The sequence below is a fragment of the Acidovorax sp. LjRoot204 genome (genome assembly GCF_056175785.1).
Map to the genome: position 1 here is coordinate 1 of NZ_JBGFFF010000118.1, position 14159 is coordinate 14159.

The 14159-nt window shown below is 61.4% G+C and carries 16 protein-coding genes; 14 read left to right on the forward strand and 2 right to left on the reverse strand.

Annotation, left to right across the window (positions count from 1 at the left end; all coding sequences use genetic code 11):
- Positions 1 to 337 precede the first annotated feature (337 nt).
- Both AC04MI_RS18215 and AC04MI_RS18220 read right to left on the reverse strand, forming a co-directional pair.
- Complete coding sequence (locus tag AC04MI_RS18215; protein ID WP_436078023.1) at positions 338 to 1114, reverse strand: SAM-dependent methyltransferase; 777 nt, start codon at positions 1112 to 1114, stop codon at positions 338 to 340.
- Complete coding sequence (locus AC04MI_RS18220; RefSeq protein ID WP_476498348.1) at positions 1111 to 1710, reverse strand: Maf family nucleotide pyrophosphatase; 600 nt, start codon at positions 1708 to 1710, stop codon at positions 1111 to 1113. The genes AC04MI_RS18215 and AC04MI_RS18220 overlap by 4 nt, the downstream gene beginning before the upstream one ends.
- A gap of 25 nt (positions 1711 to 1735) precedes the next feature.
- Between AC04MI_RS18220 and AC04MI_RS18225 the strand changes: the two genes are divergently transcribed.
- From AC04MI_RS18225 to AC04MI_RS18290, 14 genes are all read left to right on the forward strand, one after another.
- A complete protein-coding gene (locus AC04MI_RS18225; RefSeq protein ID WP_476498349.1) occupies positions 1736 to 2284 on the forward strand; it encodes a YceD family protein in 549 nt (182 codons plus the stop codon).
- Between the two features lie 111 nt (positions 2285 to 2395).
- Positions 2396 to 2578: a 50S ribosomal protein L32 gene (gene rpmF / locus AC04MI_RS18230; RefSeq protein WP_476498350.1), complete on the forward strand. Its 183-nt coding sequence runs from the start codon at positions 2396 to 2398 to the stop codon at positions 2576 to 2578.
- Positions 2579 to 2685: 107 nt separating this feature from the next.
- The gene (plsX, locus tag AC04MI_RS18235; protein WP_476498351.1) at positions 2686 to 3738 is read left to right on the forward strand and encodes a phosphate acyltransferase PlsX; all 1053 of its coding nucleotides are present in this window, start codon (positions 2686 to 2688) and stop codon (positions 3736 to 3738) included.
- Positions 3738 to 4715: a beta-ketoacyl-ACP synthase III gene (locus tag AC04MI_RS18240; protein ID WP_099729687.1), complete on the forward strand. Its 978-nt coding sequence runs from the start codon at positions 3738 to 3740 to the stop codon at positions 4713 to 4715. The genes plsX and AC04MI_RS18240 overlap by 1 nt, the downstream gene beginning before the upstream one ends.
- Before the next feature lie 59 nt (positions 4716 to 4774).
- Positions 4775 to 5725 (forward strand): ACP S-malonyltransferase, encoded by a 951-nt coding sequence (gene fabD / locus AC04MI_RS18245; protein ID WP_436078021.1) that lies wholly within the window; start codon positions 4775 to 4777, stop codon positions 5723 to 5725.
- Positions 5722 to 6480 (forward strand): 3-oxoacyl-ACP reductase FabG, encoded by a 759-nt coding sequence (fabG, locus tag AC04MI_RS18250; protein ID WP_476498352.1) that lies wholly within the window; start codon positions 5722 to 5724, stop codon positions 6478 to 6480. Before fabD ends, fabG begins: the two co-directional genes overlap by 4 nt.
- A gap of 103 nt (positions 6481 to 6583) precedes the next feature.
- Positions 6584 to 6823, forward strand: coding sequence for an acyl carrier protein (gene acpP, locus AC04MI_RS18255; protein ID WP_003058049.1), 240 nt, complete (start codon positions 6584 to 6586; stop codon positions 6821 to 6823).
- A 48-nt stretch (positions 6824 to 6871) separates the two neighbouring features.
- On the forward strand, positions 6872 to 8116 hold the full coding sequence (gene fabF / locus AC04MI_RS18260; protein ID WP_476498353.1) for a beta-ketoacyl-ACP synthase II: 1245 nt from the start codon (positions 6872 to 6874) through the stop codon (positions 8114 to 8116).
- Between the two features lie 329 nt (positions 8117 to 8445).
- Positions 8446 to 8760, forward strand: a complete 315-nt coding sequence (locus AC04MI_RS18265) for a hypothetical protein (protein ID WP_225580908.1) — start codon at positions 8446 to 8448, stop codon at positions 8758 to 8760.
- A 6-nt stretch (positions 8761 to 8766) separates the two neighbouring features.
- Entirely contained in the window at positions 8767 to 9393 is a 627-nt protein-coding gene (rpoE, locus tag AC04MI_RS18270) for an RNA polymerase sigma factor RpoE (protein WP_015013192.1), read from the forward strand.
- A 9-nt stretch (positions 9394 to 9402) separates the two neighbouring features.
- Positions 9403 to 10053, forward strand: a complete 651-nt coding sequence (locus AC04MI_RS18275; protein ID WP_436078020.1) for a sigma-E factor negative regulatory protein — start codon at positions 9403 to 9405, stop codon at positions 10051 to 10053.
- A gap of 194 nt (positions 10054 to 10247) precedes the next feature.
- Positions 10248 to 11150, forward strand: coding sequence for a MucB/RseB C-terminal domain-containing protein (locus AC04MI_RS18280; RefSeq protein WP_436078019.1), 903 nt, complete (start codon positions 10248 to 10250; stop codon positions 11148 to 11150).
- A 182-nt stretch (positions 11151 to 11332) separates the two neighbouring features.
- On the forward strand, positions 11333 to 12781 hold the full coding sequence (locus tag AC04MI_RS18285; protein ID WP_436078018.1) for a Do family serine endopeptidase: 1449 nt from the start codon (positions 11333 to 11335) through the stop codon (positions 12779 to 12781).
- A 510-nt stretch (positions 12782 to 13291) separates the two neighbouring features.
- On the forward strand, positions 13292 to 14159 hold an 868-nt coding region (locus AC04MI_RS18290), incomplete at its 3' end, for a GTP-binding protein (RefSeq protein ID WP_476498354.1).

Below are 14159 nucleotides of genomic sequence, written 5' to 3' on the forward strand. Positions count from 1 at the left end.
GGGCATTGGCGCCGTCAAGTCACTGGCCATATCGGGGCCGCAGTTGCGCTGATATTCGCCTCGGAGTCGGCAGGGGGCGTGATCATCCGCGCAAGCCCTTGCATCGATGGCAGATGTCTATTCGAAGCCCCTGCAGAAGTATCTGCCGGGGCTTTTTTGTTGGGCCTGGTTGCGCTGTGCTGCGGTGCCGGTGTGGGGCCGTTGTGCAGCGGTCTGAGGGGTTTGGGGGTGTTTTGGGGTGTTTTGGGGCGGTTGCGCTAGTGGAATATGCCTGGAATGCTCCTGAATATGTAGCATTCCAGGCGCCTCGCCCGTAGCGTGTTACCCCGTCGCTGTCTCAACGCCCCAGCGCAAACACCACGGGGGTGCGGTTGTCCGGTGGTGCGGGCTGCTGCTTCCACTGGCGCACCAGCTGGCTTTGCACCCGCGCGTCGGGCAGGGTCAGCCCGCTGGCCAGCGCCAGCCGGGTGTGCGGCTGCAGGGTCTGAACCAGCGCCTGCCACAGGGCCGGGTTGCGGTACGGGGTCTCGATGAACAGCTGGGTCTGGCCCATGCGCAGCGCGATGCCTTCCAGCTCCTTGATGCGCTGTGTGCGCTCTTGTCCGTCTTGTGGCAGATAGCCGACGAAGGCGAAGTTTTGTCCATTGAGGCCACTGGCGGCCAGGGCCAGCAGCAGCGACACCGGCCCTACCAACGGCACCACGCGCAGGCCCAGGTCGTGCGCGGCCCGCACCACCGACGAGCCAGGGTCGGCCACTGCGGGCATACCCGCTTCGCTGACCAGGCCGATGTCGTGCCCGTTCAGGGCCGCAGCCAGCAGCGGGCGGGCGTCGAACGGCGCTGAGCCTTTGTCGCCGTGGTCACCTTTTTTGTGCACTTCACGCGGCAACTCGGTGATCTGCTGTTGCTGTAGAGAGAGGGCCAGGGGGTGCAGCGCGTCAATGCGCTTGAGGTAGGCGCGCGTGCTCTTGGCGTTTTCGCACACCCAGTGGGTCAGGCGGGCGGCTGTCTGCAGGGTCGCTGAGGGCAGGGCATCCTGCAGTGGGGCCTGGGTGTCGCAGCCAAAGTCGAGGGGGGCGGGCACCAGGTACAGCGTGCCGGTTTTTACGTTCATGGCAGCACCAGCCCTGCTGCGCGCAGCATGCGGCATGTGCGGATCAGTGGCAGCCCGATGAGTGCCGTGGGGTCGTCGCTGTGGATSGCGYYCAGCAGGGCRATACCRAGGCCTTCGCTCTTGGCGCTGCCYGCGCAGTCGTAGGGCTGCTCGGCGCGCAGGTAGCGCTCGATTTCTTCATCCGACAGGTCGCGGAACTTCACCTCCACGGGGGCGAGGTCCACCTGTTCAAAGCCGGTGGCCGCGCACACCACCGCCAGGGCGGTTTGGAACACCACCGTCTGGCCGCGCATCTGGCGCAACTGCTGCACCGCGCGATCGTGCTGGCCCGGTTTGCCCAGCGGCTCTCCGGCCAGGTCTGCCACCTGGTCGGATCCGATCACCACGGCTTCGGGGTGCTGCCGCGCCACAGCTTGCGCTTTGGCCAGAGCCAGGCGCAAGGCCAGGGCGCGGGGCGCCTCGCCGGGCAGGGGAGTCTCATCGACATGGGGGGCGGTCACTTCGAAAGGCAGGTTCAGCCGTTCCAGCAATTCGCGCCGGTAGCGCGAGGTCGAGCCCAATACCAGAGGGCGTTGCGGGGAGGGGGATTGATGCATGCGCCGATTCTCTTACACTGCCGCCATGACCAAGGAATTCTCCGCACAGCGCCTCGACGTGAAAGCCTTCGCACAGGCGGGCGGTCGGCTGGCGGGACACGACTCGCTGCTGAAGTACGAACGCCTGGCGCAAGAGGCCAAAGGCCTGCACCCCGACCTGTTGGTGGACTGGGAGGCGACGGGCGAAGTGCGCACTGCCCTGGGAGGCATGGGGCAGGTCTGGCTGCACATCAAGGTGCGCGCCAGCTTCCCCATGGAGTGCCAGCGCTGCCTGACGCCGGTCGATGTGCCCCTGGAGGTGGATCGTGAGTTCCGCTTTGTGGCGGACGAAGCCACGGCCGAGGCACTGGACGATGAGAGCGAAGAAGACCTGCTGGCCCTGAGCCGCGAGTTTGATCTGCACGAACTCATCGAAGRTGAACTGTTGATGGCTTTGCCCGTGGTGCCCAAGCACGACGAGTGCCCGACCTCGGTGCCGCTGGCGTCTTCGGACGACGATTTTGAAGAAGCCAACGCCGAAAAACCCAACCCCTTTGCCGCGCTGGCAGCCTTGCGCAAAGACGCCAAAGACTGATTCATCGACCCAAAAATCATTTGGGTTATAATCGTGGGCTTCACGCGAACCCCATCGTGTCTTTTTGGGCTGATCGCGTTTTTACCAACCTATTCCAGATCAGGAGCCATCATGGCCGTYCAGCAAAACAARAAGTCSCCTTCCAAGCGCGGCATGCACCGYTCSCACAATGCSCTGRWCGTGCCMGGCATTGCCGTKGARCCSACCACTGGYGAAACGCACCTGCGYCACCACATCAGCCCCAACGGTTTCTACCGTGGCCGYCAGGTGCTSAAGAACAAGTCYGAAGCCTGACCTTCACCCCATCCAAAGGCCCGTTGCTACAAACCCTGTAGCGCGGGCCTTTGTTTTGACCGTCGTATTCATCTCTCGGCCCCCTGGGCCGGCCGGACAAGTCGCCCATGATCACACTGGCTGTTGACTGCATGGGGGGCGACCATGGCCCCCGCGTCACGCTCGCGGCGTGCCGCCAGTTTCTCGACCACCACCCGGATGCCCGTCTGCTGCTCGTTGGCCTGGCGGACAGCCTGCAATCGTTCTCCCACGACCGAGCCACCATCGTTCCCGCTACCGAAGTGGTCGCTATGGATGACCCGGTGGAAGTGGCCTTGCRCAAGAAGAAAGATTCTTCGATGCGCGTGGCCATCCAGCAAGTCAAGGATGGCACGGCTTCGGCGGCCGTGTCTGCGGGCAATACCGGTGCCTTGATGGCCATCGCCCGCTATCTGCTCAAGACTTTGGACGGTATCGACCGTCCTGCCATCGCTACCCAGCTGCCCAACGCCACCGGTGGTGCCACGACGGTGCTGGACCTGGGGGCTAACGTCGATTGCTCGGCCGAGCACCTGCTGCAGTTTGCCGTGATGGGCTCTGCCCTGGTATCCGTCCTCCAGGAGGGTGGCGAGCCCACGGTGGGTTTGCTGAACATTGGTGAAGAGGTCATCAAAGGCAGTGAGGTGATCAAAAAGGCAGGTGAATTGCTGCGATCTGCGGCTAATTCCGGCGATTTGAACTTCTATGGCAATGTGGAGGGCAACGATATCTTCAAGGGTACGGTGGATATCGTGGTCTGTGATGGTTTTGTGGGCAATGTGGCGCTCAAGGCCAGCGAAGGTGTGGCCTCGATGATCATCGGAGCACTTAAAACCGAATTTTCGCGCCACATTTTTACCAAAATGGCCGCTATCGTCGCCTATCCGATCTTAAAAGCGTTGATGAGGCGCATGGATTACCGCCGTTACAACGGTGCGGCGCTCCTCGGCCTGCGCGGGCTGGTGTTCAAGAGCCACGGATCGGCAGACGCCATGGCTTTCGAGCAGGCGTTGAACCGGGCGTATGATGCAGCCCGCAACAACCTGCTCGACCGTGTCCGGACCCGGATTGCGCACGCGGCGCCCCTGCTGGCGCCTGCAGATGCCCAGCCCCAGCCTGGCGTTGCGGCGACCGCACAATAATGAGACGTTATTCCCGCATTACCGGCACCGGCAGCTACCTGCCTCCCCGCCGGTTGACCAACGCTGATCTGGTTGCCGAACTGGGCCAGCGCGGTATCGAAACCTCCGATGAATGGATTGTGGAGCGCACCGGCATCCGGGCGCGCCACTTTGCGGCTCCGGATGTGACCGCCAGCGACTTGGGATTGGAGGCAGCGCGCAATGCCCTGCAGGCCGCCGGCCTGCAGCCCACCGATATCGATCTGATCATCGTGGCCACGTCCACGCCGGACATGGTGTTCCCGTCCGTTGCTTGTATCTTGCAGAACAAGCTGGGTGCCAATGGATGCCCTGCGTTTGATGTGCAAGCTGTGTGCAGCGGTTTTGTCTATGCCCTGTCGGTGGCGGACGCCATGATTCAGACAGGTGCTGCCAATCGCGCGCTGGTGATTGGTGCAGAGGTTTTCAGCCGCATCCTGGACTTCAACGACCGCACCACCTGTGTGTTGTTCGGTGATGGTGCGGGCGCTGTGGTACTGGAGGCCTCTGACACGCCTGGCATTCTGTCGAGCGACCTGCACGCCGACGGCAAGCATGTCGATATTTTGTGTGTGCCCGGCAATGTGTCCGGCGGCAAGGTGCTTGGGGACCCGGTCCTCAAAATGGACGGACAGGCGGTCTTCAAGCTGGCAGTGGGTGTGCTGGAAAAGGCGGCCCACGCGGCCCTGGCCAAGGCCGGGCTGACCGAGGCCGATATCGACTGGCTGATCCCGCACCAGGCCAACATCCGCATCATGCAGAGCACCGCCCGCAAACTGAAGATGTCCATGGACAAGGTGGTGGTCACGGTGGACCAACACGGCAACACCTCGGCAGCTTCCATTCCGCTGGCTTTGGACCATGGGGTGCGCACCGGTCAGGTCAAGAAAGGCGAAACCCTGCTGCTCGAAGGCGTGGGTGGTGGTTTTACCTGGGGTGCTGTGCTCCTGAAGTTGTAGCTGCTGGCGCAATAAGTACCTGCGCTACCGGCCAGTTTCATCATATTTCTGGATTTTTCATGAAGTCTTTTGCATTTGTCTTTCCGGGGCAAGGCTCGCAATCGGTTGGCATGCTCGATGGTTGGGGTGACCACCCGGTGGTGGCGCAGACCCTGCAGGAAGCCTCGGATGCTTTGGGTGAGGATGTCGGCCTGCTGATCAAGGAAGGCCCCAAGGAGGCTTTGGCCCTGACCACCAACACTCAGCCGGTGATGCTGGTCGCTGGCGTGGCGGCATGGCGGGTGTGGCGCGCAGAAGGCGGCCCAGCCCCGGTGGCCGTTGCCGGGCATTCGCTGGGCGAATACTCCGCTCTGGTGGCGGCTGGTGTGTTGACGCTCGCCCAGGCTGCCCCTCTGGTGCGGCTGCGTGCGGCGGCCATGCAAGAGGCGGTGCCTGTCGGCACCGGCGCCATGGCAGCCATTCTGGGCATGGAGGCTTCCAAGGTCATCGCTGGTTGTGCCGAGGCTTTGGCATCGTTCGGGCCAGGTACGGCTGAGGTGGTGGAGGCTGTCAATTTCAACGACCCGATCCAGACCGTGATCGCCGGTACCAAGGCGGGTGTGGACAAGGCCTGTGAGGTGCTCAAGGCGGCGGGCGCCAAGCGCGCATTGCCCCTGCCAGTGTCGGCGCCTTTCCATTCCAGCCTGATGAAGCCTGCGGCTGAAAAGCTGCGTATGGCGCTGGCGGAGGTTGCGCTTGCTACCCCTCAGATTCCGGTGGTCAACAACGTGGACGTGGTGGTGCAGCAAGACGCTGATGCCATTCGCGAAGCGCTCTACCGCCAGGCCTTTGGCCCCGTGCGCTGGGTGGAATGCGTGCACGCGCTGAAAGGCCGTGGTGTGACGCACATCATTGAATGTGGCCCTGGCAAGGTGCTGGCAGGCCTCATCAAACGCATCGACCCTGAACTGGTCGGCGCAGCATTGTTTGACTCGGCCACACTGGCTGAAACCCGGGAGTTGTTGGCATGACGGAATCGACCCAGACAGCAGTGCAGGCAGCGCAAGTGGCACTGGTGACCGGTGCATCGCGCGGCATCGGTGCTGCCATTGCCCTGGAGTTGGCGGTGCGCGGCTACCAGGTGGTGGGTACAGCCACCACGGATGAAGGCGCAGTGCGCATCAGCCAGGCGCTGTCGGCTTACCCTGGTTGCCGCGGTGCCAATCTGAACGTGAACGATGTGGCTGCGGTCGAGGCCCTGATGGACGCCATCGTCAAGCAGCAAGGAGGCTTGCATGTGCTGGTGAACAACGCGGGCATTACGCGCGACACTCTGGCCATGCGCATGAAGGACGACGACTGGGATGCCGTGCTGGACACCAATCTCAAGGCGGTATTCCGCACGAGCCGCGCCGCGATCCGGCCGATGATGAAGCAGCGCTTTGGGCGCATCATCAGCATCACCAGCGTAGTGGGTGCCTCGGGCAATCCAGGCCAGGCCAACTACGCCGCGGCCAAGGCGGGTGTGGCGGGCATGACGCGCGCGCTGGCCCGTGAGCTGGGCAGCCGCAGCATCACCGTGAACTGCGTGGCACCCGGTTTCATCGAGACCGACATGACCTCCGTGTTACCCGAAGACCAGCAAAAGGCGCTCAATGCGCAGATCCCGCTGGGYCACMTGGGCAAGCCGGCCGACATCGCGCACGCGGTGGCGTACCTTGCCTCGCGCGAGGCTGGCTATGTGACGGGGCAGGAGTTGCATGTCAATGGTGGCATGTACATGTAGTTATTGAAAGTTAACGCCGGTTCATCCGGACGGCGGGTCGTTTAGGGGCTTCTCCTTAAGCGGCTAGAATCGCGGATTCATTCACAACCCCCAGAGGGAAACCATGAGCGATATCGAAGCACGCGTCAAAAAAATCATTGCCGAACAACTCGGTGTGGAAGAGTCCCAAGTCACCAATGAAAAGGCCTTCGTGGCAGACCTCGGTGCCGACTCGCTCGACACGGTGGAACTGGTGATGGCTCTGGAAGACGAATTCGGCATCGAGATCCCGGACGAAGACGCCGAGAAGATCACCACGGTGCAAAACGCCATCGACTACGCCAACACCCACCAGAAGGCCTGAGCGGCGCCCTGCGCCTGACTCAAGCGATCAGCAGAAGGTTTTATACGCATGAGCCGTCGTCGCGTTGTCGTGACCGGCCTGGGTTGCGTCAGCCCCGTGGGTAACACGGTGGCCGAGTCCTGGGCCAATCTCCTTGCCGGCCAGTCCGGCATTGATCTCATCACCAAGTTCGATGCATCGAACTTCGCCTGCAAGATTGCGGGAGAGGTCAAAGGTCTTGACCTGGAGTCGTACATCAGCGCCAAGGATGCGCGCGCGATGGATACCTTCATCCACTATGGCATCGCTGCTGCAGCGCAGGCCGTCCAGGACGCAGGGCTTCCCACGGGTGAAGCGCTCAGTGAGGAGTTCGCCACACGCATTGCCTGCGTGATCGGCTCCGGCATTGGCGGCCTCCCGCTGATCGAAAACACCCACGCCGAGCTGGTCAGCCGCGGGCCACGGCGTATCACCCCATTTTTTGTACCTGCGTCCATCATCAACATGGTGGCAGGGCATGTGTCCATGCGCTTTGRCTTCAAGGGGCCCAACCTTGCCGTGGTGACTGCCTGCACAACAGGCTTGCACTGTATCGGCGAGGCCGGTCGCATGATCGAATATGGCGATGCGGACGTGGTCGTGGCTGGCGGTACCGAATCCACGGTATCTCCGCTGGGCATCGGCGGGTTTGCCGCCATGCGGGCCCTGTCCACCCGCAACGACGACCCCAAGACGGCATCCCGCCCCTGGGACAAGGACCGCGACGGYTTYGTGCTGGGCGARGGCKCMGGYGTGMTGGTGCTCGAAGAGTAYGAACACGCCAARGCGCGMGGCGCCAAGATYTATGCCGAACTCAGCGGCTTCGGCATGAGCGCAGATGCAGGTCACATGACGGCACCCAACATGGATGGGCCCCGGCGCGCCATGCTCAGCGCGTTGCGCAACGCCGGGATCAATGCCGATCAGGTGGATTACCTTAATGCCCACGGCACGTCCACTCCTCTGGGTGACATCAACGAAACCAATGCAATCAAAGCGGCCTTGGGCGACCACGCCTACAAGACCGTTGTGAGCTCCACCAAATCCATGACGGGCCACTTGCTCGGCGGTGCGGGAGGGATTGAAAGTGTGTTCACCGTGCTGGCACTGCATGAACAAAAAGTGCCGCCCACCATCAACCTGTTCAACCAGGATCCGGAGTGTGATCTCGACTACTGCGCCAATACGGCGCGGGACATGAAGATTGATGTGGCCGTCAAGAACAACTTTGGCTTTGGCGGCACCAACGGAACGCTGGTATTCAAACGCGTCTGATTGCGCGCACATACCAATCTCGGATTCGGTGGCAATACGTATCGCTCGTGGGCCTGCGGGCGATGTGTCATTGACTGTGGTGTCGGTCCGTCATCGAGTTGGCGCTTGATCCGTCCGTCGAAGGGAGCTGTCTTGTGACGCGGCTTTCGAGATGGCCTCCCTCTGTCCAATATTCGCTGCGTCGCAGTCGGGCTCTGGGCGTGCTGTTGGCTGCCTGGGTGCTTGCTGGTGGTGCCGTTTTGGTTGCCTGGATCGCTTGGGGTAGCCGTGCTGCGCATCTGTCTATCGCAGTGGCCCTGTGTTTCTGGCTGCCAGCGATGGCGGCTGCCATGCACTTTTGGTGGAGCCAAGCCCGTGGAGTTTTGCAGTTCGACGGCCAAGCCTGGACGCTGAACCGAGTGGCGCCGCCCACCAGTGTGCCGCTGACGCTTTCAGCGCCCCCGGAGGTGCTTCTGGATCTGCAGGCGCATCTGTGGGTGCGCATCTTGCTCGTCGGACATCCGCCGCTGTGGTTGTGGCTGGAGCGTTCCAGTCAGCCAGAGCGCTGGATGGACTTGCGCCGTGCGGTATATTCGCGCGCCAGATCGGGCGCTGACAACGCTGACGAAACCGCCCGGCAAGCTGCCCCAGGGCGTGAATACTGAGTATCCATGACTGTAATTCCGCCTTCCCCCTCCGAAGACAGCGACCTCCAACTGGTGGAGCGCACGGTAGCGGGCGACCAGCGCGCCTATGAATTGCTGGTCATCAAGTACCAACGCCGCATCGAACGACTGATCGGGCGCATGGTGCGCGACACGGACCTGGTGCAGGACATTGCCCAGGAAACCTTCATCCGCGCCTATCGGGCGCTGCACCAGTTTCGCGGCGACGCCCAGTTTTACACCTGGCTGTACCGGATTGCTGTCAATACAGCCAAGAAGGCGCTCATGGATATGAAGCGCAACCCGGTCATTTCCGAAAATGCATTCAGGGGTTCGGAGGACGAGGATGAAACTTCCCGCCTTGGACACGAACTAACCAGCGACGAAACCCCCGAAACTGTCCTTGCGGCCCAGGAAATCGCCCAGGTCGTGAATGCAGCCATGGAGGCCTTGCCCGATGATCTGCGCCAAGCTGTCACGCTGCGAGAGATTGAAGGGCTCAGTTATGAAGAAATTGCTACCGCGATGGGGTGCCCCATTGGTACGGTGCGATCTCGAATTTTTCGGGCGCGAGAAGCCATTTCGGCCAAAGTGCGACCCTTGCTCGAAAACCAGTCGGGCAAACGGTGGTGAGGTGATTGAATGAACAAGGCACAAACAGGTATCACCGCCTCGGCGGACGTCAGCTTGACCGGCGGACGGAGCGAACAGCTATCTGCTCTGGCGGATGGTCAGCTGCACGGCGATGAGTTTGCCGATGCGCTGGCCTGGGCGGCGGAAGACGAAGGACGCAACACATGGGCGGTTTACCACCTTGTGGGCGATGCGTTGCGTTCTTCTGATTTGGCGCGGCCAGCAAATCCAGCGTTTCTGTCCCGCTTGCGCGAAGAGCTGGCCAAGGAGGCTCCGCCACAGCGTCCACATGTTCCAGCCCAACTGGGCATCGTAGCGACCCCTCTGCCTGTGGCTGCCAATGCATCGGTTTTCCGTTGGAAGATGGTTGCGGGCTTTGCGTCGCTGGCCGCCGTGGCCGCTATTGGCTGGACCTCGTTCTCCCAACTGCAGGGGGCGGGTGGAGCTGGGGCTCAACTGGCCGCGTCTTCCCCCGAGCGTGCGACTGCGCAAGGCGCGCCTGTCGTAGCTGTTGCTGATGCGGACGGCCAGCAAGTGATGATCCGGGATCCTCGATTGGATGAGTTGCTGGCGGCCCATAAGCAGTTTGGCAGTACGTCGGCCCTGCAGATGCCTGCTGGCTTTTTGCGCAACGCTACTTTTGAGACTCCTGGCCGCTGAATCGTGAACGGTATGTCTGGCGCTGAGATAGTGTGATGAACCCCTCTGGAGTTGCGAAGGTCTTTGGAAATACCCGGGTTCGATGGCTTGGCTCGTTGATAGCCGCAGCGATGTGTGGTTTGTTCGTGGGGCCTGTGGCGGGGGCTCCTGCTGCATCCTCTGAGTCAACTACCACCGCAGTGGCCGAGCGCGACATGGCGCAGTGGATCGAGCGCATGCACAGCGCACCGTGCAGCCGAGCCTATGCCGGAACCTTTGTGGTGTTGTCGGCCAACGGCGCCATGTCCAGTTCACGCATCTGGCACGCATGCGATGGCCAGCAACAATTGGAGCGGGTTGAATCGCTTAGTGGCACTCCGCGCACGGTCTATCGCCGTAACGACGAAGTTCGTACCTTCCTGCCCCAGGCGCGCGTTGTGCGGTCAGACCGCCGCGATGCATCTGGGCTCTTTCCGCGCGTACCTGTTGTCAGCGGTACATCGATCGCCCAGTTTTACACGCCCCGCCTGCTGGGGCAGGAGCGGGTGGCTGGCTTCGTGTCGGACGTGGTCTGGTTTCAGCCTACGGATACCCTGCGTTTCGGTTATCGGCTCTGGAGCGAGCGTGAAACCGGGCTGGTGGTGAAGCTGCAGACGCTGGCGGCTGATGGTCGGGTCTTGGAGCAAGCGGCTTTTTCTGAGCTGGATCTCAATGCGCCGGTGAAGGTTGATCAGCTGACGCGTCTGATGGACGCGACGTCGGGTTACAAGGTGGTTGCACCCTCAGTGGTCAAAACTACGGCAAAGGCCGAAGGTTGGGCCTTGCGCCAGCCCGTGGCCGGATTCGTGCCTGTCAGCTGTCACCGACGGGCGATGTCTGACGCTCCGGATGCCTCCAGTGTCTTGCAGTGCCTGTACTCCGATGGACTGGCCTCGGTGTCGTTGTTTCTGGAGCCCTTCGACCCGCAGCGTCATCCCGCGCAGCCCCAGGTGTCCAGCATGGGCGCTACACAGCTGGTAGCCCAGCGTGGGCCGTCAGACACGTGGTTGACCGCAGTGGGAGAGGTACCTCTGCAGACACTGCGCCTTTTTGTAGGTCAGCTGGAGCGCCTGCGCTGACAGCCGCGCTGCCGATGACTGCGGGCCGCCATACCCGGTCATTTGGCGGTTTGTGTGGGCATGGAGGGCGTGACGAATGCGGGGAACCATTTGGCGTCACACTCTTCACAGTCACACACAATTCGTGAACAGCATTCGCCAAGAATCAAGAAAGGTCGAAGATGCCGAAGTTTGATGGAAGTATGTTGCGTTCGGTGGCAGTGGCATGCCTGATGGGTGGTCTGGCCACGGTCTCGGTAGCGCCCCATGCGGCGTTGGCACAACCTGCACCGCTGGTTCGGGGCTTGCCTGATTTCACCGATCTGGTGGATCAGGTGGGGCCGTCAGTGGTCAACATCCGCACCGTCGAGAAAGCGTCCAGTCGAGCCAACGCCAATGGCATGGACGAAGAGATGCTGGAATTTTTTCGCCGATTTGGGGTACCCATCCCCAATGCTCCGCGTCAACAGCGGCCTCAACGGCCTCAACAGGAAGAAGAGGCGCAGCCACGTGGAGTGGGATCGGGTTTCATTCTGACCTCTGACGGGTTTGTGATGACCAATGCGCATGTGGTTGAAGGCGCTGACGAGGTCATTGTGACCTTGACGGACAAGCGTGAGTTCAAGGCGCGCATCGTGGGGGCTGACAAGCGCACTGACGTGGCCGTTGTGAAGATAGAGGCGTCAGGATTGCCTGCTGTGAAAGTGGGGGATGTGAGTCGCCTCCGAGTGGGCGAGTGGGTGATGGCGATCGGTTCACCCTTTGGGCTGGAAAACACGGTCACTGCGGGCATCGTCAGTGCCAAGCAGCGCGATACGGGTGACTACCTGCCCTTCATCCAGACGGATGTGGCCATCAACCCCGGAAACTCTGGCGGGCCACTCATCAACATGCGTGGTGAGGTGGTGGGCATCAACAGCCAGATCTATTCCCGCTCTGGCGGATTCATGGGTATCTCGTTCGCCATCCCCATGGATGAAGCCATCCGTGTGAGTGAGCAGCTGCGTGCTTCGGGTCGTGTGACGCGTGGCCGTATCGGTGTCCAGATCGGGCAAGTCACCAAGGATGTTGCTGAGTCGATTGGCCTGGGCAAGGCGCAGGGCGCTCTGGTGACGGGCGTGGAGGCAGGGTCGCCCGCCGACAAAGCGGGTGTGGAGGCGGGCGACATCATCACGCGCTTTGATGGCAAACCCATCGAGAAGGTGGCAGACCTGCCGCGCCTTGTGGGCAACACCAAACCAGGCAATCGCAGTTCGGTGACGGTGTTCCGTCGCGGTGCATCCCGCGATCTGGCCATCACCATCGCGGAGATCGAACCTGACAAGCCCGCCACCAAAGTAGCCGAGCGCGAGGAGAAGCCCAAGGCCTCTGCCGCTGCACAGCAGATCGGTTTGTCAGTGACGGAACTGACGGATGCCCAGAAGAAGGAACTCAAGCTCAAGGGTGGGGTGGTCGTGGCGACCGCCATGGACGCGGCAGCACGCGCTGGCCTTCGGGAAGGGGACATCATCCTGTCGGTTGCCAACACCGAAGTGGCGGGCGTGAAAGAGTTTGAGTCTGTGCTGTCCAAGGCTGATAAGAGCAAGTCCATCAACGTGCTGTATCGCCGCGGCGAGTGGGCTCAGTACGCGCTGATTCGCCCCGGCAGATAAGCGCCACAAGCGAGAACGAGGATGGCCCGGAGTCGGGCCATTCCCTACGTTTCAAGGGGGCCATTGTCGGTGCCTGGTTTTTTTTGAGGGGTTGGTAGGAGGCGTCCACACCAGTCTAGATGTTAGCTTTTGCTAACTTTTCAGAGGCCCATCAACCAGTTTCGATAGAATAGAGACTTGCGTTCAACGCTTATCTGCATATCGACGGGCGCTCTGTTCACGATGTGGGATGTTTTTGAGCAATGCACAGTTGATCCACAGCTCACCCACAAGTTGTCCAGCGTTGTTCTTGTGCAGACTGTGTATAAACTGTGTATAAAATTCCTGTTGCACCCTGGCAACTTCCCTTGGATGCCGAGGGGCGGGCTTTTTCAGGCGGCCTTTTTGCCTACAATGAAGCTCCAACTATCGCAGTTGCCAATGATTGTTGGTTCAGGGCGCGTCGCCATTCGACGCGCCCTTTTTTCTTGTGCGCACTGTTTTAATTCAATCACTTGACGCTTTCCGTTGATGAATCACATCAGAAATTTTTCCATCATTGCGCACATCGACCATGGCAAGTCGACGCTTGCCGACCGCTTGATTCAGCGGTGCGGAGGTCTTGCAGACCGTGAGATGGARGCSCAGGTKCTSGACTCGATGGAYATCGAAAAAGAGCGTGGGATAACCATCAAGGCGCAGACCGCYGCGCTGCASTACAAGGCMCWSGATGGGCAGGTCTACAACCTCAATCTGATCGACACGCCAGGGCATGTGGACTTCTCGTATGAGGTGAGYCGYTCGCTGTCTGCATGCGAGGGTGCGCTGTTGGTGGTGGATGCATCGCAGGGGGTCGAAGCGCAGACTGTGGCCAACTGCTACACCGCTCTGGATCTGGGTGTCGAAGTGGTGCCGGTGCTCAACAAGATGGATCTGCCCAACGCTGATCCAGACAATGCCAAGGCCGAGATCGAAGATGTGATCGGCATTGATGCCACCGACGCGATTCCTTGCTCTGCCAAAACCGGTATGGGAATCGATGAGATTCTGGAGGCGATTGTTGCCAAGGTGCCCGCACCACGTGGCAATGCCGATGGCCCGCTGCGCGCGATGATCATCGACAGCTGGTTCGACAGCTACGTCGGGGTGGTCATGCTGGTGCGYGTGGTSGAYGGCCGCYTGSTSAAGGGCGAGCGCATCAAGATGATGGCSTCSGGCGCSRTGTACAACGCCGACAACMTSGGSGTSTTCACGCCSGCCAACGAGCCGCGCRMTTCSCTCGAKGCMGGSSAGGTGGGCTACATCATYGCSGGCATCAAGGAGCTGCAGGCCGCCAAGGTGGGTGACACCATCACGCTCGAGAAGAAGCTCCCCAACAATGCAGGGCCTGCTACGGACG